At 71.7% G+C, this 26475-nt stretch carries 27 protein-coding genes; 15 read left to right on the top strand and 12 right to left on the bottom strand.

Translation table 11 applies throughout. From position 1 onward, the window contains the following. Positions 1–384: 384 nt before the first annotated feature. Positions 385–1359: a lysylphosphatidylglycerol synthase transmembrane domain-containing protein gene (locus tag AQI94_RS14460; protein ID WP_199814275.1), complete on the bottom strand. Its 975-nt coding sequence runs from the start codon at positions 1357–1359 to the stop codon at positions 385–387. A 144-nt stretch (positions 1360–1503) separates the two neighbouring features. Here AQI94_RS14460 and AQI94_RS14455 point away from each other — a divergent pair, with 144 nt between their 5' ends. Continuing rightward, positions 1504–3414, top strand: coding sequence for an ABC transporter ATP-binding protein (locus tag AQI94_RS14455; RefSeq protein WP_078902558.1), 1911 nt, complete (start codon positions 1504–1506; stop codon positions 3412–3414). 85 nt (positions 3415–3499) lie between these two features. On the opposite strand, the gene AQI94_RS14450 is transcribed toward AQI94_RS14455, so the two are convergent. From AQI94_RS14450 to AQI94_RS14440, 3 genes are all read right to left on the bottom strand, one after another. Next, positions 3500–4138, bottom strand: coding sequence for a hypothetical protein (locus AQI94_RS14450; protein ID WP_031036480.1), 639 nt, complete (start codon positions 4136–4138; stop codon positions 3500–3502). Continuing rightward, positions 4135–4845, bottom strand: coding sequence for a YqjF family protein (locus AQI94_RS14445; RefSeq protein ID WP_031036478.1), 711 nt, complete (start codon positions 4843–4845; stop codon positions 4135–4137). Before AQI94_RS14445 ends, AQI94_RS14450 begins: the two co-directional genes overlap by 4 nt. Positions 4846–4923: 78 nt before the next feature. Further along, entirely contained in the window at positions 4924–5073 is a 150-nt protein-coding gene (locus AQI94_RS14440) for an LmrA/YxaF family transcription factor (RefSeq protein ID WP_225890192.1), read from the bottom strand. A 3-nt stretch (positions 5074–5076) separates the two neighbouring features. Between AQI94_RS14440 and AQI94_RS14435 the strand changes: the two genes are divergently transcribed. Beyond that, the gene (locus AQI94_RS14435) at positions 5077–5430 is read left to right on the top strand and encodes an MDR/zinc-dependent alcohol dehydrogenase-like family protein (RefSeq protein ID WP_031036475.1); all 354 of its coding nucleotides are present in this window, start codon (positions 5077–5079) and stop codon (positions 5428–5430) included. Positions 5431–5643: 213 nt separating this feature from the next. On the opposite strand, the gene AQI94_RS45030 is transcribed toward AQI94_RS14435, so the two are convergent. Next, the gene (locus AQI94_RS45030; protein ID WP_167364502.1) at positions 5644–5814 is read right to left on the bottom strand and encodes a hypothetical protein; all 171 of its coding nucleotides are present in this window, start codon (positions 5812–5814) and stop codon (positions 5644–5646) included. A 272-nt stretch (positions 5815–6086) separates the two neighbouring features. On the opposite strand from AQI94_RS45030, the gene AQI94_RS14430 reads away from it, so the two are divergent. Continuing rightward, positions 6087–6920, top strand: a complete 834-nt coding sequence (locus AQI94_RS14430; protein WP_062229750.1) for a hypothetical protein — start codon at positions 6087–6089, stop codon at positions 6918–6920. A gap of 55 nt (positions 6921–6975) precedes the next feature. Here the strand turns inward: AQI94_RS14430 and AQI94_RS45580 are convergent, their stop codons facing one another. Together AQI94_RS45580 and AQI94_RS14425 are read right to left on the bottom strand one after the other, a co-directional pair. Next, positions 6976–7179, bottom strand: a complete 204-nt coding sequence (locus AQI94_RS45580; RefSeq protein WP_225890191.1) for an NUDIX hydrolase — start codon at positions 7177–7179, stop codon at positions 6976–6978. A gap of 41 nt (positions 7180–7220) precedes the next feature. Next, the gene (locus AQI94_RS14425) at positions 7221–7877 is read right to left on the bottom strand and encodes an NUDIX domain-containing protein (RefSeq protein ID WP_225890190.1); all 657 of its coding nucleotides are present in this window, start codon (positions 7875–7877) and stop codon (positions 7221–7223) included. Positions 7878–8249: 372 nt separating this feature from the next. On the opposite strand from AQI94_RS14425, the gene panD reads away from it, so the two are divergent. Further along, positions 8250–8669, top strand: coding sequence for an aspartate 1-decarboxylase (gene panD / locus AQI94_RS14420; RefSeq protein WP_031036471.1), 420 nt, complete (start codon positions 8250–8252; stop codon positions 8667–8669). A 38-nt stretch (positions 8670–8707) separates the two neighbouring features. After that, positions 8708–9058, top strand: a complete 351-nt coding sequence (locus AQI94_RS14415; protein ID WP_031036469.1) for a GNAT family N-acetyltransferase — start codon at positions 8708–8710, stop codon at positions 9056–9058. A 1074-nt stretch (positions 9059–10132) separates the two neighbouring features. Here the strand turns inward: AQI94_RS14415 and gndA are convergent. After that, positions 10133–11572 carry an NADP-dependent phosphogluconate dehydrogenase gene (gene gndA, locus AQI94_RS14410; protein WP_031036468.1) on the bottom strand — a complete coding sequence of 480 codons (1440 nt, stop codon included), beginning with the start codon at positions 11570–11572 and terminating at the stop codon, positions 10133–10135. Positions 11573–11838: 266 nt separating this feature from the next. Between gndA and AQI94_RS14405 the strand changes: the two genes are divergently transcribed. Further along, positions 11839–12963 carry a transglycosylase family protein gene (locus tag AQI94_RS14405; protein WP_031036467.1) on the top strand — a complete coding sequence of 375 codons (1125 nt, stop codon included), beginning with the start codon at positions 11839–11841 and terminating at the stop codon, positions 12961–12963. Here AQI94_RS14405 and AQI94_RS14400 read toward each other — a convergent pair. Beyond that, positions 12953–14083 (bottom strand): DMT family transporter, encoded by a 1131-nt coding sequence (locus AQI94_RS14400; RefSeq protein WP_031036465.1) that lies wholly within the window; start codon positions 14081–14083, stop codon positions 12953–12955. The two genes, AQI94_RS14405 and AQI94_RS14400, sit on opposite strands and share 11 nt — an antisense overlap. A gap of 210 nt (positions 14084–14293) precedes the next feature. Here AQI94_RS14400 and AQI94_RS14395 point away from each other — a divergent pair, with 210 nt between their 5' ends. Genes AQI94_RS14395 through glgC form a run of 3 tightly spaced genes read left to right on the top strand, consistent with a single transcriptional unit; the run spans position 14294 to position 17505 of the window. Next, positions 14294–15040 (top strand): (2Fe-2S)-binding protein, encoded by a 747-nt coding sequence (locus AQI94_RS14395; protein WP_031036461.1) that lies wholly within the window; start codon positions 14294–14296, stop codon positions 15038–15040. A gap of 39 nt (positions 15041–15079) precedes the next feature. Beyond that, the gene (gene glgA / locus AQI94_RS14390) at positions 15080–16231 is read left to right on the top strand and encodes a glycogen synthase (RefSeq protein ID WP_031036458.1); all 1152 of its coding nucleotides are present in this window, start codon (positions 15080–15082) and stop codon (positions 16229–16231) included. A 53-nt stretch (positions 16232–16284) separates the two neighbouring features. After that, positions 16285–17505, top strand: a complete 1221-nt coding sequence (gene glgC / locus AQI94_RS14385) for a glucose-1-phosphate adenylyltransferase (RefSeq protein ID WP_031036450.1) — start codon at positions 16285–16287, stop codon at positions 17503–17505. A gap of 6 nt (positions 17506–17511) precedes the next feature. Here glgC and AQI94_RS14380 read toward each other — a convergent pair whose 3' ends face one another. Further along, positions 17512–17895, bottom strand: coding sequence for a cupin domain-containing protein (locus AQI94_RS14380; RefSeq protein ID WP_031036447.1), 384 nt, complete (start codon positions 17893–17895; stop codon positions 17512–17514). 161 nt (positions 17896–18056) lie between these two features. Between AQI94_RS14380 and AQI94_RS14375 the strand changes: the two genes are divergently transcribed. The 4 genes from AQI94_RS14375 (at position 18057) to AQI94_RS14360 (ending at position 24099) form a co-directional block, all read left to right on the top strand. Further along, the gene (locus AQI94_RS14375; RefSeq protein WP_225890189.1) at positions 18057–20660 is read left to right on the top strand and encodes a PA14 domain-containing protein; all 2604 of its coding nucleotides are present in this window, start codon (positions 18057–18059) and stop codon (positions 20658–20660) included. Positions 20661–20819: 159 nt separating this feature from the next. Beyond that, positions 20820–22148, top strand: a complete 1329-nt coding sequence (locus AQI94_RS14370) for a wax ester/triacylglycerol synthase family O-acyltransferase (RefSeq protein ID WP_031036441.1) — start codon at positions 20820–20822, stop codon at positions 22146–22148. Positions 22149–22252: 104 nt separating this feature from the next. Then, entirely contained in the window at positions 22253–23773 is a 1521-nt protein-coding gene (locus tag AQI94_RS14365; protein ID WP_031036438.1) for an SDR family NAD(P)-dependent oxidoreductase, read from the top strand. A 95-nt stretch (positions 23774–23868) separates the two neighbouring features. After that, positions 23869–24099: a hypothetical protein gene (locus AQI94_RS14360; protein WP_031036431.1), complete on the top strand. Its 231-nt coding sequence runs from the start codon at positions 23869–23871 to the stop codon at positions 24097–24099. A gap of 23 nt (positions 24100–24122) precedes the next feature. Here AQI94_RS14360 and AQI94_RS14355 read toward each other — a convergent pair whose 3' ends face one another. Further along, the gene (locus AQI94_RS14355; protein WP_031036428.1) at positions 24123–24914 is read right to left on the bottom strand and encodes an SDR family oxidoreductase; all 792 of its coding nucleotides are present in this window, start codon (positions 24912–24914) and stop codon (positions 24123–24125) included. Between the two features lie 25 nt (positions 24915–24939). Then, on the bottom strand, positions 24940–25290 hold the full coding sequence (locus AQI94_RS14350) for a hypothetical protein (RefSeq protein ID WP_031036426.1): 351 nt from the start codon (positions 25288–25290) through the stop codon (positions 24940–24942). Positions 25291–25757: 467 nt separating this feature from the next. Here AQI94_RS14350 and AQI94_RS43945 point away from each other — a divergent pair, with 467 nt between their 5' ends. Together AQI94_RS43945 and AQI94_RS14345 are read left to right on the top strand one after the other, a co-directional pair. Then, on the top strand, positions 25758–25931 hold the full coding sequence (locus AQI94_RS43945) for a hypothetical protein (protein ID WP_007386357.1): 174 nt from the start codon (positions 25758–25760) through the stop codon (positions 25929–25931). Positions 25932–25982: 51 nt separating this feature from the next. Continuing rightward, positions 25983–26474, top strand: a complete 492-nt coding sequence (locus AQI94_RS14345; protein WP_031036423.1) for a GNAT family N-acetyltransferase — start codon at positions 25983–25985, stop codon at positions 26472–26474. Position 26475 lies beyond the last annotated feature (1 nt).

The raw sequence follows: 26475 nt of genomic DNA, 5'->3' as shown, positions 1-26475 counted from the left end.
CCGCTCATCCTGCCGTATCCGCCACGGGAGTTCGTACCGGGCGGGGCGCCGGATCGCCGGGTTTCGGACGATGCCCTCGGCGGGTTCGGCCTGCGACCGCTCCGAGTGCGCGGCCGTGGTGGGCGTCCTGTACGAAGGCCGCTCCACCTGCCCGGGCGCCACGGACCCGGCTGAAGACCCGGCTGAAAACGGCTCCCCGCGCCCCGTCGCGGCCGGACCCGCTGGATCGCCCCGAACCGTGGGGACGGCCGTGCTGCACCGCGAACGCCTTCGCCCGGGGACCGTCCCCAAATGACCGCGCGCCGGACCCATCGACTGGACCCCAGGGCGGCCCCGTACGGGTACGGCGCACCGACCGGCGCGTCGGGAATGGTCCGCGACCGGTCAGATCACCTTCAGCCGCACCAGCGCACCCAGCGTCAGCGCCCCCGGCACCAGCGGCACCCAGACCGTGATGATCCGGTAGGCGAGCACCACCGCCGTGGACACGGCCACCGGGCCGCCCGCCGCCACCAGCGCCACCACCAGGGCCGCCTCCACCGAACCGACCCCGCCCGGTGTGGGCACCAGAGCCACCGCGCAGGTGGCGGCCAGATACGCGACCGCCATGTGCACGGGCGGCACCGGCAGCCCCAGCGCCTGTCCCACCGCGGCGAAACCGGCCGCCTGGAGGGCCGGGAAGGCGAGCGAACCGCCCCACAGGGCGAACGCCCGGGACGGCATGGCGTGCACCGAGCGGGCCTCGCACAGGGCGGTCCGCAGGAAGGAGCCCACCGCCGACCGCACCCGGCGGACACCGGCGAGGACACCCACGGCGATCACCAGCACCGCGCCCAGGCCCAGCAGCAGCGGACCGGCCGCCGTGTCGGGCAGCAGCGCGCCGAACCGCAGCGCGTCCGGGAAGGTCACGAAGAGCAGGGTCAGCAGGGCGAGCCGGCCGATCGACTCGGCCAGCAGATACAGGGCCAGCGCGGCCGAGGAGCGGGCGAGCGGCACCCCGCACACGGTCATGAACCGCAGGTTGACCGCGCCGGCGCCGAGGCCCGTCGGCAGCAGGTGATTGGCCGCGCCGGCCGCGAACTGCGTGGCCAGCAGCCGTCGCCGGGGCAGCCGTTCCACCACGGCGCCCTGCCGGGTGAAGGAGGCGGCCACCCACGTCAGACAGGTGGTGCCGGTGGCGGCCACGAGCCAGGGCCACTCGGCGTTGCGCAGATGGCCGAAGCCCTCGACGAGAACGGAACGGTGCCGCACCGCCACGACGGTGACCAGCAGGAGCGGGACCAGACACAGGATCTGGCGGATACGGCGGACGGGGAGGCGCTGGAGAGGGCGTCCCTGGGGGAGTTCTACCGCTGTCACACCGGGAGAGGTTTTCCCCACCGCGCCAACGGCGGGTTGCGGAAGCGGGGCCAGGGCCTTACGTACGGTCATCGAGTCCTTCGGTCGAGCGGTTGAGGTTCGGGCGTTGACCTCGATAACGCTTGAGGTTCTAAGTTCTCTCCCATGAGCATGGAGACCACAGCGTGGACACAGCTGCACAGTGTCATGAACGCCGAGCAGGAACGCCGCCCGTTCGCCCGCGCGACACTGCGCCGCATCGGCGCGTTCGCCCGCCCGCACCGTACCCGTATCGCCCGCTTTGTTGTGCTCGGCGTGGCGACCGCGCTGCTCGCCGTGGCCACGCCCGTACTCGCCGGCCACGTCGTGGACGCGATCGTGTCGGGCGACGACGAGAGCAAGGTCGTCCGCCTGGCCCTGCTCATCGCCCTCATCGCGGTGGCCGAGGCGGCGCTCGGCATCCTCGCCCGGCGCCTGTCGGCCTCGCTCGGGGAGGGACTCATCCTCGATCTGCGCACGGCTGTGTTCGATCATGTGCAGCGCATGCCGGTCGCGTTCTTCACACGCACTCGTACGGGAGCGCTGGTCTCCCGTCTCAACAACGACGTCATCGGCGCCCAGCGCGCCTTCAGCAACACCCTCTCCGGCGTGGTCAGCAATCTGGTCACCCTGCTGCTGACCCTTGTGGTGATGCTCACCCTGTCCTGGCAGATCACCCTGCTCGCGCTCGCGCTGCTCCCGGTGTTCGTGATCCCGGCCCGGCGCATGGGCAGCCGGATGGCCCGGATGCAGCGGGAGGCGGCCACCTTGAACGCGGCCATGGGCACCCGGATGACCGAGCGCTTCTCCGCGCCCGGCGCCACCCTGGTCAGGCTCTTCGGCCGGCCCGAGCAGGAGTCCGTGGAGTTCGCGGCCCGCGCCCGCCAGGTGGCCGACATCGGCGTACGGACCGCCACCGCACAGTCGGTGTTCATCACCGCCCTGACCCTGGTCTCCGCCCTGGCCCTCGCCCTGGTCTACGGCCTCGGCGGCTGGTTCGCCCTGCGCGGCAGCCTGGAACCCGGCGCCGTGGTCTCCCTCGCCCTGCTCCTGACCCGGATGTACGCCCCGCTCACCGCCCTGGCCGGAGCCCGCGTCGAGGTGATGAGCGCGCTGGTCAGCTTCGAGCGGGTCTTCGAAGTGCTGGACCTGAAGCCGCTGATCGAGGACAAGCCGGACGCCCGGGAGGTGCCCGAGGGGCCGGTGTCCGTCGAGTTCGCGGACGTCCGCTTCGGCTACCCCTCCGCCGACAAGGTCTCCCTGGCGTCCCTGGAGGAGGTCGCCTCCCTCGACACCCGCGGCGGCGCCGAGGTCCTGCACGGTGTCTCCTTCCGCGCCGAACCCGGCCAGACGATCGCCCTCGTCGGCTCCTCCGGCGCCGGAAAGTCGACCGTCGCGCAACTGCTGCCGCGGCTCTACGACGTCGACGAGGGCGCCGTCCGCGTCGGTGGTGTCGACGTCCGCGACCTGAGCGCCGGCTCGCTGCGCGCCACCCTCGGCATGGTCACCCAGGACGGCCACCTCTTCCACGACTCCGTCCGCGCGAACCTGCTCCTGGCCCGCCCGGAGGCGAGCGAGAGCGAGCTGTGGGACGCCCTGCGCCGCTCCCGCCTCGACACGCTCGTACGGTCCCTGCCCGACGGCCTCGACACCGTGGTCGGCGAGCGCGGTTACCGGCTCTCCGGCGGTGAGCGCCAACGCATGACCATCGCCCGGCTGCTGCTGGCCCGCCAGCGGATCGTCATCCTCGACGAGGCCACCGCCCACCTGGACAACACCTCGGAGGCCGCCGTGCAGGAGGCGCTCACCGAGGCACTGGAGGGCAGGACGGCCATCGTGATCGCCCACCGCCTGTCCACGATCCGCTCGGCCGACCTGATCCTGGTGGTCGAGGACGGACACATCGCGGAGCGGGGCACGCACGAGGAACTCCTCGCCCTCGACGGCCGGTACGCGGAGCTCTACCGGACCCAGTTCAGCGCACAGGACGGCGCCGGAATGCCGGAGATCGAGGCGGCGGGCGAGGCCGTGGCCTAGGCGTACGGCCGCTGTGATGGCCGAGGACCGTGTGCATCAGCCGCCGCAGGGCCTCCTGCGGTGGCGGATGCCCGTCCGGATGTCGTCACTGCGGAGCGAGGTCCACCGTTGTCGTGACGCGGGTGAGGGAGGGGGACCTCGGTACGGACCCGAACCCGAAGCGCACGGGCGGGACGACGGGTGCGGTCGCACCGAGGTCGACGCCCTCGAAGCGCCCCGACACCGCGTGGACGGGCCGCAGGTCCTGGGCCCCGTACCACTCGCGGCGGCCCGCCCGCGCACTCCCGCGGGTCCGGACGCCGGGCAGCAGCAGGCGGGCGGGAAGGGAGGTGAGCGCGCACCAGGCCGGTTGCCGGGCGAGCGCGCCGGGGACCGCGCACAGCAGCAGCCCCAGGAGCCGTCGGCGGCCCGCGGTGAAGCGCAGGTCGAGCGGTCCTGCCGTGACGTTCCAGGTGTCACCGGTGACGCGCACGCCGACCGGGAGGACGCGCACGGTGTCGAAGACATAGGTGCCGCTGACGAAATCCGCCGTCTCCCGGGTGGGGGCGAGCAGCAGCCGTTCCCCGTCGGGCCGCTCCAGCATCACGTCGCTGAACGGCCCGAACGGCGACCGGGGCCAGTGCCCCAGCACGACACGGGTCCCGGAGGTCGTGCCCAGGCCGGCGATCCAGCCGTCGAAGCGCAGCCGCCCGCCGTGGGACACCGCGCCCGGCGGCCCGCTCATGAGGACGACGTCCGGGAGGCTCCCAGCCGGACGTGCTCGACCCCCGGGGAGAAGTGCACGACGGGACCGTCCAGCGGGGCGGGCAGGCCCGCCGCGGTGGTCAGGGTCTCCTCCAGCACCTCGACGACCGCGCCGGCCAGCGGCCAGGGCTCGTGCTCCACCGGTGTCTCCCACAGACGCCCGAGCCGGCGTGTGTACGCGCGCCAGCGCGAGGTCAGCCACACGTCCCGCTCGCTCGGCTGAAGGGGGTCGCCGGGACGGACGCGCAGCCGGTACGAGACACCGCGCGCCCCTCGCGACCCGGCGTACGAGACGGAGGCGCCGTCGCCGGCCACGCGCAGATGCCCCAGGTGGTACGGCACTCCGACGGCCCGAGCCGCCAGCATCAACGGGCAGGCCACCTCGATGGACAGGAACCAGATCCCGTCCCGGCCGTCCTCGCGGCGCGCATAGGTCCGCAGGTTGGTCTCCGCGAAGGAGGGGAGCCCGGGTACCGAGGCAGGGAGGCCGGCGGGACGTACGTCCGCCATGACGAACGGAGTGAGACCCACCCATGCCGCCCCGTCGTACTCGTCCACGGCCAGTTCCGGTGGCAGGAGGGCCTGCACGGCCTCCGGCCGGAAGGGCCAGTGCACGAACGTCTGCCGCAGCCAGCGCGCCCGCACCGCCGGCACCCGCACGCGCTGCTCCGCTCCGTACGCCACCACGACCGCCGGGTCCCCCTCCGGGGGCCACGGAAACGCGCAGGCAGGAGGGGAAGGCCACCGCCCGTCCCGGGTGTGCCGTCAGTCCGTGATCGCCGCCAGGATCAGGTCCCGCAACTGCTCCGCCGTGTCGTCGGGCTGGGGACTGCGCTTGGCGCGGCACATGGCGACGGTCCCCTCGACCGCCGCGACGACGAGCGTCGCGAGCTGCGCCGCCTTCCGCGGCACCACGCCGTGCTCAACGGCAGGCGGGAGAAGGACTTCCACCTCGCCCTGGACGCCAGTTGCGACCCCGAGCGGCTGCGCAGGGCACTGCTGTCGGTGATGCCCGAGGGTCACGTCAACAGCGTCGGCATCTACTTCGACGAGGTCCCGCTCCCGTTGCTCGCGCTGTACCAGCGCGGAGTCCACTTCCACAACGGCAAGGGGCACGCGCGGCCCCACATGACCCCGACGCTGGAGGCGGTCGCCGCCGGCACGCTCCACCCCGAGCTGGTCACCAGCGGGGTGTACGGCTGGGACGAGATCCCCGGCGTACTGACCTCGGACCGTCCCGGCCACAAGCCGATCTTCGTCCTGGAGGACTGAGAACCCTCCCTCCACAGCGCGGTGTCTCCGTCTCGCTCCGTTGTGTCGGGAGGGGCGGAGCCGGGTTCGGCGGCACCGTCCCGACCGCCGCGATGCTCAACGGCGACGCCTGATCTCCGTCCCCGAGGGGGCCCGGCGCCACAGCACCGGGCCGCACCGCTGGGGAGAGTACGACCAGGGTCCCCTCGGCAGCGGGGCCGACCGCCGGCGGACTCATTCCCGGGCGCGGTGGTTGAGGAGAGTGGGCAGCGCGGCGGTGAGCAGGCGCCAGGCACGGCCGCGCCGGGCGGTGTCGGCCGACCACAGGTAGACGCTGCTGAGCATGAAGACGAGCAGCCCGAGCAGCACGGTGAGGGCCAGGGCGAGCAGGAGGAGAACAGTCACCGTCGGGCTCCTTGACGAGAGGCGATGCGCCGGACCTTCGTGGAACGCGGCGTGTCACAAGCGTTCGTCGCCCGGTGGAGGCGTTGACACGGCGGGCGCGGGCGGCACCGAACGCGTACACCGGCTGCCGGACGCGTACACGGCTCCACCGTCTGCTGACACTTCCGTACAGGCCGTCCCGCGTCCCGGTCGCTTCGTGGGCCGAACACGTCTCGGCGTGAGCGCCGGGCTGCGATGATCGGGCACCGCGGCATCGCGCAAGGGGGGACTTCATGGCGTCTGCGACCCACCAGCCTTCAGGACCGGCGCTCCAACGGCTGAGATACGAGCTGCAGAACCAGCGCCGCCACGCCGGTGACCCCAGCTATCGAGACATCGCGCTGCGTACCTCCAAGGCTCTGAGCCACACCACGGTGGGAAGCGTGCTGCGCTGCGAAAGCGTCCCCAACTGGGGGCAGTTGGAGCTGGTGGTCGACGTCCTGGGCGGGGACGTCGAGACGTTCCGGGTGCTGTGGAGGGCGGCCCGCGACGAAACGTCGCCGCTGGCTCTGCCCGCGCCCTCGCCGGAATGGTTCCCGGAGGAGACCGTACGGACCCCGGCCGCCGAACTGACCCTTTCCGACCTCGACGAAGCCGAGGCGGACCTGAGGGAACGGGACACCGACCGCCGCAGACGTGAGGCCGACACCCGCCGTGAGCTGGTCGCCGCCTTGGACGAACGGGCGGACCTCGGCGACCGGCTCGGCGCCTTGCGGGAACGCCTCGGCCGCGAACGTGGCCGCACCGAGGAACTGGAACGGCAGATCGCCGATCTGCGGAACGCCTGCGAACGCCACGCGCGCAAGATCAAGCGGTTGAAGGACGAGCTGCGCGTCCTGCGGGAGGAGCGCATCACCTTGTTGGAGCGGCTGGAAGTGCTCAGCATTCGCCGCGGCGAGCTGAACTTCACCTGGGCGAGGGAGGTGGAAGCGCAACTGCGCAGCGCGGAGGACCTGCACCGGACCAAGGACGCCCGGCTGGCGGCGCTCGATGAACGACTCCTCGCCGCGGAGGCGCTTCTCACGGAGATGGCGAAACGAGCTGAGCGGGCCCGGCCGGAAGCGTAGCCGCCCGCCGCCCGCCCCGCGCCGGGACGCTCCTCCTGGGTGGCCGTGCCGGGCATCAGGTGTGCGTGACGAGGTAGGCGGGGCCTTCGCCGCGCCGGGCTCGTTCGATGGCGTCGAGACAGGCGAAGGCACGCGGCGCCATCAGCTTCTGCCAGGTGGCGAGGTCGTGGACGGCCCACATGTCGTGCTCGGCGGGGTCGAGCCGGATCCGGTCGAGCTGATCCGCGGTCAGCCGCCCTCCGTCGAAGACCGGCCCCACCTTGTTCAGCGGCAGGCGGGGCCCAGCGTGCAGGAAGTGCGTCAGGGTGAGCCTCGGAGCCCCTGTCCGAGGTCGAGCCCGGTCTCTTCGACGGCTTCGCGGCGCGCGGTCTGCAGCGGGACCTCTCCCTGAGCGTCCAGGTCGCCGCCCGGGAACTGCCAGGGGCGCGAGCCGTAGACCGAGCGCAGCTGCACCGGCCGGTCGCGTTCGTCGCGGACGTACAGACAGCCGTACACCGTGTGGTGGGGGACGGTCTCCGCGTACTGCGTGGGTGTCATCGGCATGGGGTGGCCCGGCCGTGCGGGGCGGTGGTCGAATGCGAGGGCGAGGACACCGAGCGCTTCCTTGGCCGGCGGATAGATGCTCCGCAGGGTGGAGAGCAGTTCTCCGGGCGTGCCGTCCGGGTCGATGCATGCGGGATCCTCCGTGTCGAGCAGATCCTCGAAGGACGGGTAGGAGGTGATCCGCCGCACGACGACGTCGAGTTCCCGACCGGTGTCGCGGTCGTGGAGGACGACCGTCTCACCGGCTGCGATGTCGCGCTTCCGCGGGGTCGCCACCCGCACCTCGATCGTCTTGCGGCCCGCTTCCACTTGGCGGTAGTACCGCGGGAGCAGACGCATGTGGTGCTCGCGCGGTACCTCCCTCGTCCTTGGACTTGAGACGGCCGGGATCGCCTGGTGGGTGTCGTCAGGCATGCGTGCCTCCGATCGATGCGGGGTGGTGCGGGCAGGGCGACGGCGACGAACCGGACAGCAGCCCCCTTGCCCCCGTGGTGCCGACGTCCCGAGCGTTCCCGGCTGTCGTCAAGGGCGACCGCGTGACGATGGTCACGGACGTCCTCCGGGGGCGCTGCGTAGGCTTGGGGCCGTCGCGACGGTGGCGTCCGCGAGAGTGGGCGAAGCCCTTCCCCCACTCGCTGACGGCACGTCAGAAACGACGGCAAGTGGTCGGCGCGAGTCCGGAAGGCCTGCAGAGAGCTGCCCGGACCTGTGACCGCTTGTAGGGTGTGCAAACAGCCCTTGACCTGCGACAACGCGGGCAGGGAGCCTACTTTTGGGAGTGCCCCGATGATGCGTACCATGTTCAAGTCCAAGATCCACCGAGCCACCGTCACCCAAGCCGACCTGCACTACGTGGGATCGGTGACCATCGACGCGGATCTGCTCGACGCCGCCGATCTGCTGCCGGGTGAGCTCGTCCACATCGTCGACATCACCAACGGTGCCCGGTTGGAGACGTACGTCATCGAGGGCGAGCGGGGTTCGGGCGTGGTCGGCATCAACGGTGCCGCCGCTCATCTCGTCCACCCCGGCGACCTGGTGATCATCATCAGTTACGCTCAAGTGACCGACGCCGAGGCGCGGGTACTCGAACCCCGGGTCGTGCACGTGGACGCCGGCAACCGCATCGTCGCCCTCGGGGCCGACCCCTCCGAGCCGGTTCCGGGTTCCGATCAGGAGCGCAGCCCGCAGGCGGTGTCGGCCTGACCCAGCTGCTCGACGACCTTCGGACCAGGAGCGTGCCCATGAGCGACATCGAGATCCGTGACGACCGACAGGCGGGACGTCTGGAGGCGTTCGGTTCCGGGGGAGGTGAAGTCGTGGGCCACATCCAGTACTTCGTCCTCGAATCCCCCGGGCGCGCCCTCGTCCCGGTCCACACCATCGTGGAACCGGCCCATGAGGGACAGGGCATCGCGGGCTCCCTGGCACGCGAGCTCTACGGCATCGCGGCGCGCGAGGACATGGCCGTCGCCCCCCTCTGCCCGTACGTCGTCAAGTGGGCCGAACGCCACCCGGACGAGGCCCCCGCCGCCGCCCCGGAACTCCTCCACGCGGCGAAGCGGTGGCTGGCGGCCCACCCCGAGGGCTTCTGACCCCGACGGCACACACCCACGCCGGGCCTTTCGACCGCCACCGGGCGAACGGCAGGGGGCCGGCCATCGCGCCTTGCCGATTCCGCTCGGCCGGGTGCCAGGCCCCCGGCGGCTGCGGCGCACCAAGGCATCGTGCGGAGCCCGTGGGGCGCCGTGTTCAGCCCGGTGAGCACCGCGACGCCAAGCCGCCCGCCGATGCGGCGGCACCGGGGCGTGATGGCGTGTCCGTGGCGGGTTCGGCCGGTGTCGCACGCTGCGGCCGCAGGCCTCACCCCCCCGGCTCTGGCACGCCAACCCACCGCCAAGCCACCTCCCAGCCCTCGGCCCTTGACCCCCGGCCCCCCACCGCCCGCCCCGCACGCCCAGCGCCTCCACCCGGACCTCGCTCGTCACGCGGCTGGGTGACTGGCGGGGAGCCTCGCGGGTACGCGGGGAGTAGTCCAGAGCCGACGTCGACCGATTGGCTGGAGGACCTGATGACCAACCCGTACCCCGACCCCGTCCCGCCCGGCCCCACTCCGGGCCCCGGTCCCGGCCCCGTACCCACGCCGGGCCCGCCCCCGGAACCCCCGAACCCGACCCCGACTCCCGACCCGTCGCCCATCCCGCCGGGCCCGGAGCCGGTCCCGAACCCGGAACCGGGGCCACCGCTGAGCTGACCGCGGCAAGGCCGGCTCGGCCCGCGACGCCCCGGCAGCACCGTGCCGCGCGACCAGCGCGCACCGCGCGAACACGAAGGAGGAGGGCCGCCCGAGGGCGGCCCTCCTCCACGTGGTTCTGATGCCGGGCCGTGCTGATTCGGACCCCGCCTCCGTCGGGTCGCCTGGTCGGCGCCCGCCGCGGGGACCGGGTAAACGCGAAGGAGGAGGTGTCGCCCAAAATCGGCCCTCCTCCACGTGGTCGTGACGCCGGGCCGTGCCGATTCGGTCCCGCCTCCGCCCGGTGACCCGTGCGCGCCGCCCCGGCAGGGACCGTGCTGCCCAGTCGGCGCCTACCGCGCGAACGCGAAGGAGGAGGGTCGCCCGAAGGCGGCCCTCCTCCGCGCGTACGGCATACCTGCCGCGTGCGTGATGCCTAGCCGGTCACCTCGGAGCGGTCCCCGCCCCACAGCGTGTGGAACGATCCGTCGCGGTCCGTCCGCCGGTACGTGTGCGCACCGAAGAAGTCCCGCTGGCCCTGGGTGAGCGCGGCCGGCAGACGTTCGGCGCGCAGGGCGTCGTAGTACGCGAGGGCCGCCGAGAACCCGGGCACCGGCACCCCCTGCCGCGTCGCCGCGACGATCACGTCACGCCAGTCGTCCTGCGCCGAGGCGATCTCCTGCGCGAAGGTGTCGTCGGAGAGCAGGCTCGGCAGGTCGGCGCGCGTGTCGTAGGCGGAGCGGATGCGGTCCAGGAAGGCCGCGCGGATGATGCAGCCGCCGCGCCAGATCGCCGAGACCGCACCGAGGTCGATGTCCCAGTCGTACTCCTCACGGGCGGCCGCGATCTCGTGGAAGCCCTGGGTGTACGACACGATCTTCGAGGCGTAGAGGGCCTGCTCCACACGGTCCGCGAAGGCACCCGCCTCGGACTCCGACAGCGGGGACGCCTTGGGCCCGGCGAGACCGCGGGACGCCTCGCGAAGCTCCGCGTGGCCGGACAGGGAGCGGGCGAAGACCGCCTCCGCGATACCGGACACCGGGACGCCCAGGTCGAGGGCGATCTGGACGGTCCAGCGGCCGGTGCCCTTCTGCTCGGCCTGGTCCACCACCACGTCCACGAACGGCTTGCCCGTCGCCGCGTCCACATGGGAGAGCACCTCGGCGGTGATCTCGATCAGGTACGAGTCCAGGCGGCCGGTGTTCCAGGTGCGGAAGATGTCGGCGATCCGCGCGGGGGAGTACCCGGCCACGTCCCGCAGCAACTGGTAGGCCTCACCGATCAGTTGCATGTCGGCGTACTCGATGCCGTTGTGCACCATCTTCACGAAGTGCCCGGCCCCGTCGGGACCCACGTGCGTGACACAGGGCGCCCCGTCCGCCGCCTTCGCGGAGATCTTCTCCAGCATCGGGCCGAGCGAGTCGTACGACTCCTTCGGGCCACCCGGCATGATGCTCGGGCCGTTGAGCGCGCCCTCCTCGCCGCCGGAGACGCCCATGCCGACGAAGTGGATGCCCTGCTCGCGCAGTTCGCGCTCCCGGCGCCGGGTGTCCGCGAAGTGCGCGTTGCCGCCGTCGATGATCATGTCGCCGGGCTCCAGCAGCGGCGCGAACTCCTGGATGACCGCGTCGGTCGGCTCACCGGCCTTCACCATGATGACCAGACGGCGCGGCCGCTCCAGGGCCGCCACGAACTCCTTCGCGGTCTCGGCCGCGATGAAGTCGCCCTCGCTCCCGAACTCCTCGACCAGGGCGTGCGTGCGCGACGCGGTCCGGTTGTGCAGAGCGACCGTATAGCCGTTGCGGGCGAAGTTGCGGGCCAGGTTGCGGCCCATGACCGCGAGGCCCGTGACACCGATCTGCGCTGTGTTGCTCATACCGCCTGCTCCCAAAAGATCCCGTGGATCGCGTAGGTCGTCTATCGCTGCCGGTCGTGCTGGTCAGTATCGTCCACCGGTCATCCTGGCCTGTCGGGGGACTGTCCGCACACCAGGGATACGGTTCGGGCGCCTCGTTGCGTTCAGCGGGAGCCGCCGGTCCGGCGCGCGCCCCTACGCGGCTGGTTGCCGTCTTGTCATGGCCTGTTCGCGGCGCTTACTTTTGCCCCTCCTGACGCATGACGCATGTCTAGGGGGAGGCCTCCATGGCCGTACGCGGCCGGCATCGCCGGTATCAGCCGAACAGGATCAACCGCGCCTCGCTCACCGTCACCGCGGGCGGTGTGGGCATCGCGGTCCCGCTCATCGGCGCCGGCACCGCCCACGCGGCCGACGTGGGGACCTGGAACAAGGTCGCCGCGTGCGAGTCCAGCAGCAACTGGAGCATCAACACCGGCAACGGCTACTACGGCGGCCTCCAGTTCACCCGCTCCACCTGGGAGGCGTACGGCGGCACCCGCTACGCGGCCCGCGCGGATCTGGCCACCAAGGACCAGCAGATCGCCGTGGCGGAGAAGGTGCTGGACGGGCAGGGGCCGGGCGCCTGGCCGGCGTGCTCGGTACGGGCCGGGCTCACCCGCGGGGGCTCCACCCCGGACGTGCACCCCCGCACCGAGAAGACGGTCTCCGTGCGGGACGTCCAGCCGCAGACCACTCCGCAGTCGCGGGCCGGCACCGCCGAGATGTACACAGTGGTCCGCGGCGACTCGCTCTCCGGGATCGCCGACGCCCAGAAGGTCCGGGGCGGCTGGCGGGGGCTCTACGCCGCCAACCGCAGGACCGTCGGCGCCGACCCCGACCTGATCCTGCCCGGGCAGCGGCTGAAACTGCGCGCCACGACCGCCACGCCCACCACCACCGAGCACACCTCGACGACGAAGAAGCGCTCCTCCGACACCGGGAAGAAGACCGAGAAGGCCGCGGACACCGGCCTGGTCGCCCCCGTGAACGCCTCCCTCGGCACCCCGTACCACAAGGCGGGCTCCGCCTGGTCGAAGGGCTACCACACCGGCGTCGACTTCCCGGTGCCCACCGGGACCTCCGTGAAGGCGGTCGCGGCCGGCAAGGTCGTCACCTCGGGGTGGGGCGGCTCCTTCGGCTACCAGGTGGTGATCCGGCACGCCGACGGCCGCTACACGCAGTACGCCCACCTCTCCGCGATCTCCGTGAAGGCCGGGCAGAGCGTGGGCGGCGGGCAGCGCATCGGGCGTTCGGGCTCCACCGGCAACAGCTCGGGCCCGCATCTGCACTTCGAGGTGCGGACGGGGCCCGGCTTCGGCAGCGACATCGACCCGATGGCCTATCTCAGGGCCGGCGGCGTCAGGATTTGACCCGTGCCCGGTGCCGGTCGAGGACCGGCATCGGGATGTACGCGGCGCCGAAGAAGGGGCCGTAGTACGCCGGGGGATCCTCGGCCGGTGCCGGCAGCTCGTCGGACGGGCCGTGACCCGGCGCCGTCCCGGGTGCGGCCGGGGCCGGCAGGAGCAGTTCCTCCCGCAGGGCCGCGACCTGCTCGACGAGCACGCCCTCGCGCACCAGGGCATCGGCCGGTCCCTCGGCGGGCGCCGGGACGAACGCGTCCCCGTGGTCGAGGGCCGCGGCTGCCGTCGGCTCGGCGTGGGTGCGCTGGATGCGCTCGGTCGTCAGCAGGATCAGGCCGCCCGCCGCCACCACCCCGCAGCTCAGGGCGAGCGCGGTGCCCGTGGTGCCGTAGCGGAAGGTTTCGCCGAACATCGTGATGCCGACCGCAGCCGCCACCACCGGGTTCACGACGGTCAGCGTCGCCAGCGGGGCCGCGAGGCCCGCGCCGCGGTAGGAGGCCTGCGACAGCATCAGTCCGGCCGTGGCCAGGACGCCGATCGCGGCCAGCGCGGGCACGTCCGCCGCGCTGACGCCACCGGTCCAGTCGACGGCGACGGTCTTGGTGAACACGGAGGACATCCCGAACGCTATGCCGGACGCGGTCGCGAGCAGCACACTGCGCACCACCGGGTGCCGGTGCGCGGCCCGGCCCGCGATCATGAGCGCGACCACCGCGGCGGCCGTCACCAGCCCGGCGAACACCCGCTGGGGCGTGCTCAGGGACTGCGCGTCGGAGGCTCCCACCAGCGAGAGCAGACCGGCCAGGCCCACCGTCGCCATGATCGCGCCCCGCCAGGCGGTGGCCCCGGCCCGGCGGCCCACGAACAGCGCGGCCATCGGCAGCGCGAACACGATCGTCAGGGCGCCCAGCGGCTGCACCAGACTGAGAGGACCGTAGGCGAGCGCCACCACGTGCAGGAGTCCGCCGAGGCCGTTCAGCGCGACAGCCGCCCACCAGCTCGGCCGGCGCAGGGGTGCGTAGTGCTCGTCGGGGTGCGACACGGCGACCTGCTCCTGCACGATCGCTCCGCCCGCGTAGGCGACGGCGGAGACGAGCGAGAGGAGCACGGACAACGCGAGGGCACTCATGAGCTGCTCCTCTGCGTGAGGCGGGGGCTGGCTGCCCGGCGCGACGAACGGTCGTCTTCCATGACCAACACGATGCCCGGAAAAGTTCTTCCCGTCGTCGTCCCTGAGCAGGCAATGGGTCCTACTGCCGATGGAGTACAAAAGGGTCCGTGTCCTCCCCAAGGCGGGTGACACGGGGGGAGGGCCCCCTGCGGGGTACCCCTACGGGCCTTGGTACTACTGCTGGTCGTGGACCTGGACCCGGAACTCGCGGCGCTGCGACCGCTCGGCGCCTTCTTCGTACTACGGACGATCGGCGGCATTCCCGGCGCACCGAGCCCGGCGCTGCCGACCCTCGCACAAGTCTACGAGCATCGAGGGTCGGATGTTTACCGAAATCCCATGACTTTCCGGGTCCGGAAGGTCGCCGAGGCCCTGCGGGCCCCCGAGCCCCGGATCGCGGCCTCCATCGCCCACCAGGGTCTCGCGGCCCGGCTGTGGTCGGTGGCGCTCGGCAGCGCGGTCCTGTACGGCCGAATCCCCGATCTGTCGCCGCACCGACTGCGCTGGGACCCCGACGCGAGCGCCCCCGACGACCTGTGGCTGGACGGCGTCGAGGCGTTGCCCGGCGATGCCGGGACCGTCACCGAGGCCGTGCTGGACCGCCATCTCGAACCGCTGACGGCGCTGCTGCACGCCGAGTACCGGCTGGCCACCGGACTGCTGTGGGGGAATGCCGGATCGGCGCTGACGGGCGCCGCCCGTCAGCTGCTGGAACGGCGTCCGGACGTCTCCGCGCCCGTCCGCGACCTCACGGCGGGACTCCTCGCCCACCCCCTGCTCCACCGCACGCTCGACGGCACCACGCTCCGCCGCCGCAGCTGCTGTCTGTACTACCGGTTGCCGGAGGGTGGCGTGTGCGGTGACTGTTGCTTCACACGAGCCCCGCGCTCTTCCCCGCGCGGCGCATCTGGGTGACCATGAAAGCCGATCAGCCGTCGAGACAGGGGGTTCCGGGTGCGTGTGGGCCTGCTGACCCGGGAGTACCCGCCGGATGTGTACGGCGGTGCGGGTGTCCATGTCGAGTTCCTCGCCCGGGAGTTGAGATCCCTCGTCGACCTGGATGTGCACTGCTGGGGCGAGGGCCGGGCGGAAGGTGTAGTCCGGCACCGGCCCTGGTCCGCGCTGGACACCGCCAACGACGCGCTGCGCACGTTCTCCGTGGACCTGTCCATGGCCGCGGGCCTCGAAGGCCGTGAGCTGGTCCACTCGCACACCTGGTACGCCAACCTCGCCGGCCACCTGGGCAAGCTGCTGCACGGCATCCCGCACGTGATGACCGCCCACTCCCTGGAGCCGCTGCGCCCCTGGAAGGCCGAGCAGCTCGGCGGCGGGTACGCGCTGTCGAGCTGGGCCGAGCGCACCGCGATCGAGACCGCCGACGCGGTGATCGCCGTGTCGGGAGCCATGCGCGAGGACATCCTCGGCTGCTATCCGGCGCTGGATCCGGCCAAGGTCCACATCGTGCACAACGGCATCGACACCACCCTGTACCGGCCCGACCACGGGACCGAGGTGCTGGACCGGATCGGCCTGGACCGGGACCGCCCGTTCGTGCTGTTCGTCGGCCGGATCACCCGCCAGAAGGGCGTGCCCCATCTGATGCGCGCGGTGCGGGACATCGACCCGGCGGCGCAGGTCGTGCTGTGCGCGGGCGCGCCGGACACTCCGGAGATCGACCGGGAGTTCCGCGAGCTCTTCGAGGAGCTGAGCCGGGTCCGCGAGGGCGTGCACTGGATCCCGCAGATGCTGCCGCGCCCCGAGGTGATCCAGCTGCTCACCCATGCCGCGGTGTTCGTCTGCCCCTCGGTGTACGAACCCCTCGGTATCGTCAACCTGGAGGCGATGGCCTGCGGGACCCCCGTGGTGGCCTCGCGGGTCGGCGGTATCCCCGAGGTCGTGGACGACGGCAGGACCGGACTGCTCGTGACCGTGGACGACGGGTTCGAGACGGCCCTCGCGGGGGCACTCGACTCGGTGATCGGCGATCCGGCCACGGCACGGCGGATGGGCGAGGCGGGACGGCGGCGCGCAGTGGAGGAGTTCGGCTGGGACGCGGTCGCGCGGCGCACGGTCCGGTTGTACGAGGAGATCGTCAAACAGGCGTAGCGAGCCCCTGACAAGGGCAAGCATGGGTCACAAACCAGGTGAGGGGAGCGGCCATGCGTCGTGGCGGACCTTCGGTGCTCGGCATCGTACTCGCGGGCGGAGAAGGCAAACGCCTCATGCCCCTGACCACTGATCGCGCCAAACCGGCGGTCACCTTCGGAGGGACGTACCGTCTGGTCGACTTCGTCCTGTCCAATCTGGTCAATGGTGACATTCTGCGCATCTGCGTACTCACGCAGTACAAGTCGCACTCGCTGGACCGGCACATCACGACCACCTGGCGGATGTCGAGCCTGCTCGGCAACTACATCACTCCGGTGCCCGCCCAGCAGCGCCTCGGGCCGCACTGGTACCTCGGCAGCGCCGACGCGATCCTGCAGTCCCTGAACCTGATCTACGACGAGCGGCCGGAGTACGTGGCGGTGTTCGGCGCCGACCACGTGTACCGCATGGACCCGCGCCAGATGCTCGCGCAGCACATCGAGTCCGGTGCGGGCGTCACGGTGGCCGGCATCCGTGTCCCGCGCTCCGAGTCCCCGTCCTTCGGGGTGATATCCCCGGGCTCGGACGGCCTCACGGTGGAGCGCTTCCTGGAGAAGCCCGCCGACCCGCCCGGGCTCGCGGACGACCCGGAGTCCGTGTTCGCCTCGATGGGCAACTACATCTTCACCACCAAGGCCCTGATCGAGGCGCTCCAGCGGGACTCCGAGGACGAGCACTCCGTCCACGACATGGGCGGTTCGATCCTTCCGCAGCTCACCGACCGCGGTGAGGCCCAGCTCTACGACTTCAGTGCCAACCACGTGCCCGGCGAGACCACCCGCGACCGCGGCTACTGGCGGGACGTCGGCACCCTGGACGCCTACTACGACGCCCACATGGACCTGATCGCCGAGCGCCCCGCCTTCAACCTCTACAACCGGCAGTGGCCCGTCTACACCCACTCGGGCCAGCTGTCCCCGGCCCGTTTCAACGCGGGCGGCATCGCCAGCGAGTCCATCATCAGCGCGGGCTGCCTGATCCGCGGCCAGGTCAGCCGGTCCGTGCTGTCACCGGGCGTGCTGGTCGACCCGGGGGCCGTCGTGCAGGGCTCGGTCCTGCACGACAACGTCAAGATCGGCCGGGGCGCGGTGGTCCGCGGTGCCGTCCTCGACAAGAACGTCGAGGTCCCGCCGGGCGCCACGATCGGTGTCAACCCGGAGCGGGACGCGGAGCTGTACACCGTGTCCAAGGGTGGGGTGATCGCGCTCGGGAAGGGGCAGCTGGTGTCCTGAAGCCCGTCAGCCCTGTTCACGCAGGGACTGGAAGTTCTTCATGATCACCTCGCCGGTCCGGCGCAGCTCGTCCGAGGGGCTGATCTGGAGGTATTCGCTGCCCGGTTCGGTGTGGACGGGTATATGCCCCGCGGGCGCGTAGAACGCGTCGCCCTCGTGGTAGGTCTCGTCGTGGTCCGAGTAGTGGAAGGTGAGTTCCCCCCTGAAGACGTAGCCCCAGTGCGGGCACTGGCAGCGGTCGTCGGGCAGCCCCTTGAGCAGGGGGCGGTGGTCGACGTCCTCGCGGAAGGTCAGGAAGTCGACCGTGTAGTCGCCGAACTCCTCGGAGCGGTCGACCACCGCCCCGTAGTCGCCGCCCTGGGTGGTCGTGTCGCGGGAAACCTTCGGCATCTCCGTCGCCTTCTTCCGGCAGGGGAGGGGTGTAGTGCCCATTGTCCGCGTGCGCCCCGGCGACGGCACGCGCTGCAGACTTGTCATGTCCCTGGACGGAAGTCGGAATCCGTGTTGTCATGCCAACTCCTGCCCATGACAACGTTGTTATGGAGGCTTCTGTGCACAGCAGGCACCTCACCCGCCTCAGAGACCGGCTGGCGTTACTGGTCGCCGCCCTCCTCGGGCTCGCCGGTCTGACCGCGGCGCCCGCCCTGGCCGACGACCCCGTCGAGGCCCGCGGACTCAAGGGCGAGTACTGGACCCAGTCCGCCCCCGGCGCCTTCGACTTCCATGAGCTCAAGGCCACCACCTTCGACCCGAACCTCGACTTCGACACCCTCGAACCCCGGCTCGCCGCCGCGACCGGCCGCTCGGACGACGTCAGCGTCCGCTGGACCGGCAGGCTCGTACCGACGGCGTCCGGCCCCCACACCTTCTCCGTCACCGGCGACAACGGCTTCCGTCTGTGGATCGGCGGACAGCTCCTGATCGACCACTGGGTCGACGACTGGGACATCGAACAGACCGCCCAGCCGGTCGAGTTGACCGCCGGACAGTCCTACGACGTCAAGGTCGAGTACTTCGAGCACTACGGCGGCTCCAACCTCCACCTGCGCTGGGTGCGGCCCGGCGGCACCAAGGAGGCCGTACCGCAGTCGGCGTTCCGGCTCCCCGACGGCTACGACTACGACGGCCCGATCGCGACCACCGTCCTCGGCACCGGCCGCACCCTCAAGCTCGACTTCGCCCAGCCGCTCGCCGCGCCCCCGGCCGGCCTCACCGACCACCTCCAGGCGGTGATCGGCGGCGCCAAGTGGCCCCTCGGCGCCGCGAGACAGGACCCGCGGGACCCCCGGGCGCTGCTCGTCGCCCTCGCCGAACCCGTCGTGGGCAACAAGGCCGGCACCGCGCGCGGCACCGCCGATCTCCGCTACGACGGCGAAGGCGGGCTCACCGGCGCGGACGGCAACGTTGTCAACGCCTTCTGGAGCAGCGGCCCCAACCGCTCGACGTACGAGCTGCGCACGCGGTGGGCCGACCAGGTGGGCCCCGGCAACGCCCATCCCGAGTACCCCCGGCCGCAGTTGACCCGCGACGCGTGGCAAAACCTCAACGGGCGCTGGCAGTTCGCCGCCGCCGAGCCGGGCGAACAGCCGCCGGTCGGCCGCGATCTGGCCGAGCGCATCCTCGTCCCGTACCCGGTCGAGTCCCGGCTCTCCGGCCTGGAACGGCACGAGGACCGCATGTGGTACCGCCGCACCTTCACCGTCCCGGCCGACTGGCGCATCGGCTCCGGCAAGCGCCTGCGGCTCAACTTCGGGGCCGTCGACTGGCGGTCCGAGGTGTACGTCAACGGGACCAGGGTCGCCGAACACACCGGCGGCTACGACAAGTTCAGCGCCGACATCACCGACGCGCTGAAACCCGGCCGCACCCAGGAACTGATCGTCGGCGTGTACGACCCCACCGACGCGGCGGGCGCCGAGAACCCGCCCCTCGGCAAGCAGCGCCTCGACCCCAGCGGCATCTGGTACACCCCCTCCTCCGGCATCTGGCAGACCGTCTGGATGGAACCCGTCGCCCCCGACCACGTCGACTCCCTCAAACTGACCCCCGACGTCTCCGCCGGCCGGCTGACCGTCGAGGCGCAGGGCGTCCGCGACGGCGTACCGGTCACGGCGACGGCGTACGACGGAAAACGGAAGGTCGCCACCGCCCGCGGCCGGACCGGTGAGCCCCTCTCCCTGAGCATCGCCGAGCCGCGCCTGTGGTCGCCCGACGACCCGTTCCTGTACGGCCTGAAGGTGACCGTCGGCGCCGACCGCGTCGGCAGCTACTTCGGGATGCGCTCCATCGCCGTCGAGAACGTGAACGGCACCCCGCGCACGGTCCTCAACGGTCAGCCGGTCTTCATGATGGCCACCCTCGACCAGGGCTTCTGGCCCGACGGCCTGCACACCGCACCCACCGACGAGGCCCTCGCGTACGACCTCAGGGTCCACAAGCAGCTCGGCTTCAACGCGGTGCGCAAGCACATCAAGGTCGAGCCCGACCGCTGGTTCTACTGGGCCGACCGGCTGGGCCTGATGGTGTGGCAGGACATGCCCGCCATGACCGCGGGGGTGAATCCGGGCCCGGCCGCCCGCGCGGAGTACGAGCGCGAGATGAAACAGATGATCGACGAACACATCAGCAGTCCGTCGGTCGTCATGTGGGTGACCTTCAACGAGGGCTGGGGGCAGTACGACGTCGGCCGGATCGCCGAGCAGGCCAAGGCCTGGGACCCGACCCGTCTGGTCAACAACCAGTCGGGACTCAACCTCGGCGCCGACGGCAACGCCGGCGACATCATGGACGAGCACGGCTATCCCAGTCCCGCCCTGCCGCCTCACCCGGACGGCAGACGTGCCCTGGTCAGCGGTGAGTACGGCGGCCTCGGCCTGGCGGTCCCCGGACACGCCTGGTCGGTCCAGCAGTCGTACGTCGACGTCGACCCGGCGACCTACACGGACGACTATCTGGCCAGGCTCGACGAGGTGCGGGCCCTGGCCTGCCGCGGCGGCAACGCGGCCGTCTACACCCAGATCTCGGACGTCGAGGGTGAGCTGAACGGGCTGCTCACCTACGACCGCACGGTCCTGAAACCGGACGCCGAACGGGTCAGGGCCGCACACCAGGCCCTCATCCGGGACGCCTCCCGGGCGACTCCGGCGGGGTGCTGAGCACCTACGGGTGAGCCCATCCGCACCATGTGTCCCGCCCCTTTCACTGGGGGCGGGACTTAATCTGCTGTTAACTGTGCGTAGCTTGATCGTACTTGACCGTAATCGCCGTGGGGCGATTGACTGCTGGCCCACCTGTTGTCGACGCGAGGCAAGCCATTGACTTCTGACCTGCTGGCCCCTCTCGACCTGGCGTTCTGGAACATGGAGTCCGCCGAGCACCCGATGCACCTGGGGGCGCTCGGTGTCTTCACGGCGCACTCGCCCACCGCCGGCGCCCACGCGGCCGACCTGCTCGCGGGCCGGGCGGCCGCCGTCCCCGGTCTGCGGATGCGGATCAGGGACGTGTGGCCGCTCGGCTTCCCGTACGCCTTCGGGGGAGCCGCCCGCGTCCCCGATCCCGACTTCGACCCGCTGCGGCACGTCCTGCTGCACGCCCCCACCGCGGACTTCCACGCCGAGGCCGGCCGGCTCATGCAGCGGCCGCTGGACCGTGAACGCCCGCCCTGGGAGGCGCACGTGCTGCCGGGGGAGGACGGCGTCTCCTTCGCCGTGCTCTTCAAGTTCCACCACGCCCTGGCCGACGGACTGCGGGCCCTGACGCTCGCCGCCGCCGTCCTGGACCCGATGGACCTGCCCGCACGCAGGCCACGCCCCGAGGAGCCCGCGAAGGGCGTGTTCCCGGACGTGCGCAAACTGCCCGGGCTCGTCCGGGGCGCCGTCTCCGACCTGGGCCGCGCCCTCGACATCGGCGCCTCCGTCGCGCTCTCCTCCATGGGCGCGCGTCCCTGCGGCGCCCTCACCTCCGAGCCGAGCGGTACCCGGCGCACCGCCGGAGTCGTCGTCGATCTAGACGACGTGCACCACATCCGCAAGAGCCGGGGCGGCACCGTCAACGACGTCCTGATCGCGGTCGTCGCGGGCGCCCTGCGCCGCTGGCTGGACGAGCGCGGCGACGGCAGCGAGGGCGTGGCACCCCGGGCCCTGATCCCCGTCTCCCGGCGCCGTCCGCGCACCGCGCACCCGCAGGGCAACCGGCTCTCCGGGTACCTGATGACACTTCCGGTCGACGACCCCGACCCGCTGGGCCGCCTCGACACGGTCCGCACGGCCATGGACCGCAACAAGGACGCGGGCCCGAACCGGGGAGCGGGAGCGGTCGCCCTGCTCGCCGACCACGTCCCGGCCCTCGGCCACCGCCTCGGCGGACCCCTGGCCGGTCAGGGCGCCCGCCTGTGGTTCGACATCCTCGTCACCAGCGTCCCGCTGCCCGGCGTCGGCCTGAAGCTGGGCGGCAACCCGGTCACCGAGGTCTACCCGTTCGCCCCGCTCGCCCGCGGCCAGTCCCTGGCGGTGGCCATCTCGACCTACCGGGGACAGGTCCACTACGGCCTGGTCGCCGACGGGGAAGCGGTGCCCGACCTGGACCTGCTGTCCCAAGCGCTGACCGAGGAGGTGAAGGAACTGCTGGTCGCCTGCGGTTCTTGATCGTTTCCGGTTTGCGGACGGGCCCCGGCGCTGAAGTAAAATTTCGCGTTCGACAGCGGACGCGGCACAGCGCCGCACGGGTGACCCAGGGAAGCGGCAGCGCGATGACGGTGACAGAGGACGGTTCGGCGACGACCATGGACGAGGTCGTGCGCGAGCCCGGGGACGAGGTCGTATACGGCCCCGGCATCGACCCGGAGCGGCTGGCCGTCTGCCTCGGCGTGCTCGACGAGCTCGAGAAGCTGGAGGTCGACCACCCCGACGCGATCGCCGTGCGCCGGGCCACCGCCGGGGTCTACCGCACGGTGAAGCAGCGCCGCAGGCAGGAGCGCCGGGCCGCCAAGACCGCCCACGACAAGGCGGTCACGGAAGCGACCGCGACCGGTTCCGCCCAGCGCATCGACGACGAGACCGAAGGCATCCTGCCGTCCTCCGTCACCGAGGAGGGCCGGATCGCGGGGATACTCCAGCGCCCGCGCTCCTGCTACACCTGCAAGACCCGGTTCGTCGAGGTCGACTACTTCTACCACCAGCTCTGTCCGGACTGCGCCCGCCTGAACCGCGGCAAGCGCGACGCCCGCGCCGACCTCACCGGCAAGCGGGCCCTGCTCACCGGCGGCCGCGCCAAGATCGGCATGTACATCGCGCTGAGGCTGCTGCGGGACGGCGCGCACACCACGATCACCACCCGGTTCCCGAAGGACGCCATCCGCCGCTTCAAGGCCATGGACGACTCCGGGGACTGGCTGCACCGCCTGGAGGTCGTCGGCATCGACCTGCGCGACCCCGCGCAGGCGGTGGCGCTCGCCGAGCAGGTCGCCGAGGCGGGCCCGCTCGACATCCTCGTCAACAACGCGACGCAGACCGTACGCCGGCTGCCCTCCGCCTATGCCGCCCTGGTCGACGGCGAGAGCGCCCCGCTGCCCGCCGGGGAACTCCCCGCCCACCACGTCATCGGCGCCTTCGGCTCCGGCGCGGTCGACGGCCTCGCCTCGCTGCCCGCGGGGATCTCCGGCATGGACGCGCAGCAGGTGGCCGACCTCGCCCTGGTCGCCGGCAACGCCAGTGTGGCCCGGCACCTCGACGGCACCGCCATCGACGCGGGCGGCCTGGTCCCCGACGTCGTCGACAGCAACACCTGGGTCCAGACCATCGAGCAGATCTCCCCGGTGGAGCTCCTCGAAACCCAGCTGTGCAACTACACGGCACCGTTCATCCTGATCAGCGCCCTGCGTCCGGCCATGGCCGACGCCGCGAAGAAGGCCGGGAGCGGCCGCTCCTACGTCGTCAACGTCTCCGCGATGGAGGGTGTCTTCGGCCGCGGCTACAAGGGCGCGGGCCACCCCAACACCAACGCCGCCAAGGCCGCCATGAACATGGTCACGCGGACCAGCGCCCAGGAGATGTTCCAGACCGACGGCATCCTCATGACCTCGGTCGACACCGGCTGGATCACCGACGAGCGCCCCCACTACGACAAGCTCCGCCTCGCCGAGGAGGGCTTCCACGCCCCCCTCGACCTGGTCGACGGCGCGGCCCGGGTCTACGACCCGATCGTGCGCGGCGAGGACGGCGAGGACGTGTACGGGGTCTTCCTGAAGGACTACGCTCCCGGCAAGTGGTGAGTCAGCGGACCTGACCTCCGGCCGGCGGCCCGGCGTGTGGGTCGCCGCCGAGGGGGAACCCGGGGGTCCGGGAGCCTCCCCCGCCAGGAGTTGTCATGGCACGTCCACACAGCATCGATCCGCGCGCCTTCAACGATCCGCGCAACCACTACCCGACCGACGAGGAGTTCTACGCGAGCGACCGTCCGGTCCACCGCGAGCTCCCCGAGGACCGGCCCCGAGGCGGTGCCTCCGACCCGATCAGGCACCCCTGGAGCTGGGGCATGATCGCGTTCGTCGTCTTCGCGTGCCTGATCGTCCTCATGGGCATCGCCCTGTTCCCGTGACGTCGTCATAGGGGCCGACGTCCTCATGAGGGCGGCGGGGCGTGCGACCGCAGCCGGTCGTGCACCGCGTACCCGCCCGGCTGCGCCGCCCGCACCCGGGTGCCCCCGTCCACCAGGAGGTCGGCCCCGGTGATCCACTCGGCCGCGTCGGACACGAGCCACACCACGGCCCGCGCGATGTCCTCGGGCTCGCCGACACGCCCCAGCGGCAGCTCGACGGGACCCTTCTCCCACACGAACCGGGCCATCTCCGTCCTGACGAGTCCGGGCGAGACGGAGTTGACCCGCACCTTCGGCGCCAGCTCGCCCGCCAGCTGCTGGGTGAGGTGCAGCAGCGCCGCCTTGCTGGTGCCGTACGCGCCGACGTTCGGGCCGACGTGCCCGGCGCCCTCCGTGCAGACGTTGACCACCGACCCGCCGTGCTCGCGCATCCATCCTCGCCACGCCTGCTGCACCAGCCGCAGCGGCGCCTCGACATTGACGGTGAAGGCCTCGCGCCAGGCATGCGGATCCACGTCCACGAGGGGGCCGTACGGCTGATTCGTCGCCGCGTTGTTGACCACGATGTCCAGGCGGCCGAACTCGTGCAGGGCGAGGTCCACGAGGGCACGCGGATGGGCGGGATCGGCGACGCTGCCCGCGAGTCCGACACCGCCGAGCTCGCTGGCGGTCCGCCGCACGTCCTCCCGGTTCCTCGCCGTGACGCACACCAGCGCGCCGGCGTCGGCCAGTTGCCGAGCCACCTCGCGCCCGATCCCGCGGGTGCCGCCGGTCACCAGGGCGGCCCTGCCGTGCAGTCCGTACGACGACGTCATCGCCGTACCGTCTCATGACGGACCGTCAGTCGACAGACTCCAGGCGGGAGTTGCGTGCGGCCACCAGCTCCAGGACGGCACGCCAGTCCTCCAGGACACCGGCGTTGAACCGGGCCGTCAGGCTCTCCTCGGCCGCCAGGCGCAGCAGCTCTTCGTCGTCGGCGGGGCCGCGCCGGCGCAGCAGGCGGCAGACCCGTTCGCCGAGCAGGGTGCGGACGACCTCGGCCGCCTGTCCGGTGCCCATCACCAGGCCCGCCACCTGGAGTTCCTTGTCGGCCGGCCGGCTGCGACGCAGCAGCGCGGCGGTCCGCAGGGCGTGTTCGCTGCCGCAGGCGTGCAGCAGATCCATCAGCTCGTCGACACTGCGCAGTTCCATACGTCAGACCTCCCGCCGGCCGGCCGTTGCCGTGGGTCAGCAGATCATGGGTGCCTTGCGAACCGGCCAACGGGACTTGAACTGCGCGACCCCGATGGCTCGGAGGCTCGGTCGAGCCGTAGGCCGAACGGGTGACTTCAGAAAGGGGCTTCAAGGAACAAATCAGGCCAAACTAGGCCGGAGAAGCCACAGTGAATTGCAATGGTTACACCTTGTTTTCAGCCCCTATCGAGCGGCCCCCCGCTCATCTGGTTAATCTGTAGCCGACGGACGGCAGTACGGGGTCCCACCCACACCCACAGTCCGTCCCGGGACAAGCCGGTCACCACGGTTTGCTCTCACCTGAGTTGCCGGCGCCACCGCGTCCGAACCCGAACTCGACCCAGACCCGAGCGGACGTCAGGCGCCGGACCGTAGGTTGACAGGTACCCGTCCCGAGGGTGAGCCCGACACATAAGGAGTGCGCGGTGACACCGGAAAAGACGAATCGCGAGCAACGCCCCAAGGAACGCCCGGAGCGAGCGGGCCGACGGCCTGGGGACATCGGCAGTCTCGACGTGTGGGCGCGCTCAGCCCCCATCCGTCTCGCGGGCTACGAGGACGACCTCGCCGAGCCCCACATCCTGCCCAGCGTGGACTGACCGCAGGACCTTCGCGATCGCCGACGGCATGGGCGTGCGAGACTCACGCCCATGCTGATCAGAGAAGCCGCGGCCGACGACTGGCCGCGGATCTGGCCGTTCTGGCACCGGATCGTGGCCGCGGGCGAGACCTACGCCTGGGACCCCGACACCTCCGAAGAAGCAGCGCGCGCCCTGTGGATGAACCCGGCCAAGCGCGTCCACGTCGTCGAGGACGAGAGCGGCGACCTCGTCGCCTCGGCCTACGTCACCCCCAACTACGGCGGCCCCGCCGCCCGGATCGCCAACGCCGGCTTCATGGTCGACCCCGACCGCGGCGGCCGCGGCTACGGCCGGGCCCTGGCCGAGCACATCCTGGCCGCCGCCACGGCCGACGGCTACCGGGGCATGGTGTTCAACGCCGTCGTGGAGACCAACCCGGCCGTGCGGCTGTGGACCTCGCTCGGCTTCACGATCCTCGGCACCGTGCCGGAGGCCTTCGAGCACCCCCGGCACGGGCTGGTCGGCCTGCACATCATGTACAAGGCCCTCCAGGACCGGTAGT

The organism is Streptomyces pseudovenezuelae, assembly GCF_001513955.1.
GTDB classification, from domain to species: Bacteria; Actinomycetota; Actinomycetes; order Streptomycetales; family Streptomycetaceae; genus Streptomyces; species Streptomyces pseudovenezuelae.
The sequence above is the reverse complement of the archived record's forward strand: the minus strand, read 5'-3'. Positions and strand labels throughout refer to the sequence as shown.

Excerpts from the sequence above, each read along its gene's own strand:
- AQI94_RS14380 (WP_031036447.1), bottom strand. The coding sequence starts at position 17,895 with ATGCCGAAGGTTTCCCGCGACACGACCACCCAGGGCGGCGACTACGGG.
- AQI94_RS14360 (WP_031036431.1), top strand. The coding sequence starts at position 23,869 with ATGGCACGTCCACACAGCATCGATCCGCGCGCCTTCAACGATCCGCGC.
- AQI94_RS14425 (WP_225890190.1), bottom strand. The coding sequence starts at position 7,877 with ATGCCTGACGACACCCACCAGGCGATCCCGGCCGTCTCAAGTCCAAGG.
- panD (WP_031036471.1), top strand. The coding sequence starts at position 8,250 with ATGATGCGTACCATGTTCAAGTCCAAGATCCACCGAGCCACCGTCACC.
- AQI94_RS14450 (WP_031036480.1), bottom strand. The coding sequence starts at position 4,138 with ATGAGCGGGCCGCCGGGCGCGGTGTCCCACGGCGGGCGGCTGCGCTTC.
- gndA (WP_031036468.1), bottom strand. The coding sequence starts at position 11,572 with ATGAGCAACACAGCGCAGATCGGTGTCACGGGCCTCGCGGTCATGGGC.
- AQI94_RS14405 (WP_031036467.1), top strand. The coding sequence starts at position 11,839 with ATGGCCGTACGCGGCCGGCATCGCCGGTATCAGCCGAACAGGATCAAC.
- AQI94_RS14350 (WP_031036426.1), bottom strand. The coding sequence starts at position 25,290 with ATGGAACTGCGCAGTGTCGACGAGCTGATGGATCTGCTGCACGCCTGC.
- glgC (WP_031036450.1), top strand. The coding sequence starts at position 16,285 with ATGCGTCGTGGCGGACCTTCGGTGCTCGGCATCGTACTCGCGGGCGGA.
- AQI94_RS14455 (WP_078902558.1), top strand. The coding sequence starts at position 1,504 with ATGAGCATGGAGACCACAGCGTGGACACAGCTGCACAGTGTCATGAAC.
- AQI94_RS14355 (WP_031036428.1), bottom strand. The coding sequence starts at position 24,914 with ATGACGTCGTCGTACGGACTGCACGGCAGGGCCGCCCTGGTGACCGGC.
- AQI94_RS14365 (WP_031036438.1), top strand. The coding sequence starts at position 22,253 with ATGACGGTGACAGAGGACGGTTCGGCGACGACCATGGACGAGGTCGTG.
- AQI94_RS14430 (WP_062229750.1), top strand. The coding sequence starts at position 6,087 with ATGGCGTCTGCGACCCACCAGCCTTCAGGACCGGCGCTCCAACGGCTG.
- AQI94_RS14400 (WP_031036465.1), bottom strand. The coding sequence starts at position 14,083 with ATGAGTGCCCTCGCGTTGTCCGTGCTCCTCTCGCTCGTCTCCGCCGTC.
- AQI94_RS14415 (WP_031036469.1), top strand. The coding sequence starts at position 8,708 with ATGAGCGACATCGAGATCCGTGACGACCGACAGGCGGGACGTCTGGAG.
- AQI94_RS14345 (WP_031036423.1), top strand. The coding sequence starts at position 25,983 with ATGCTGATCAGAGAAGCCGCGGCCGACGACTGGCCGCGGATCTGGCCG.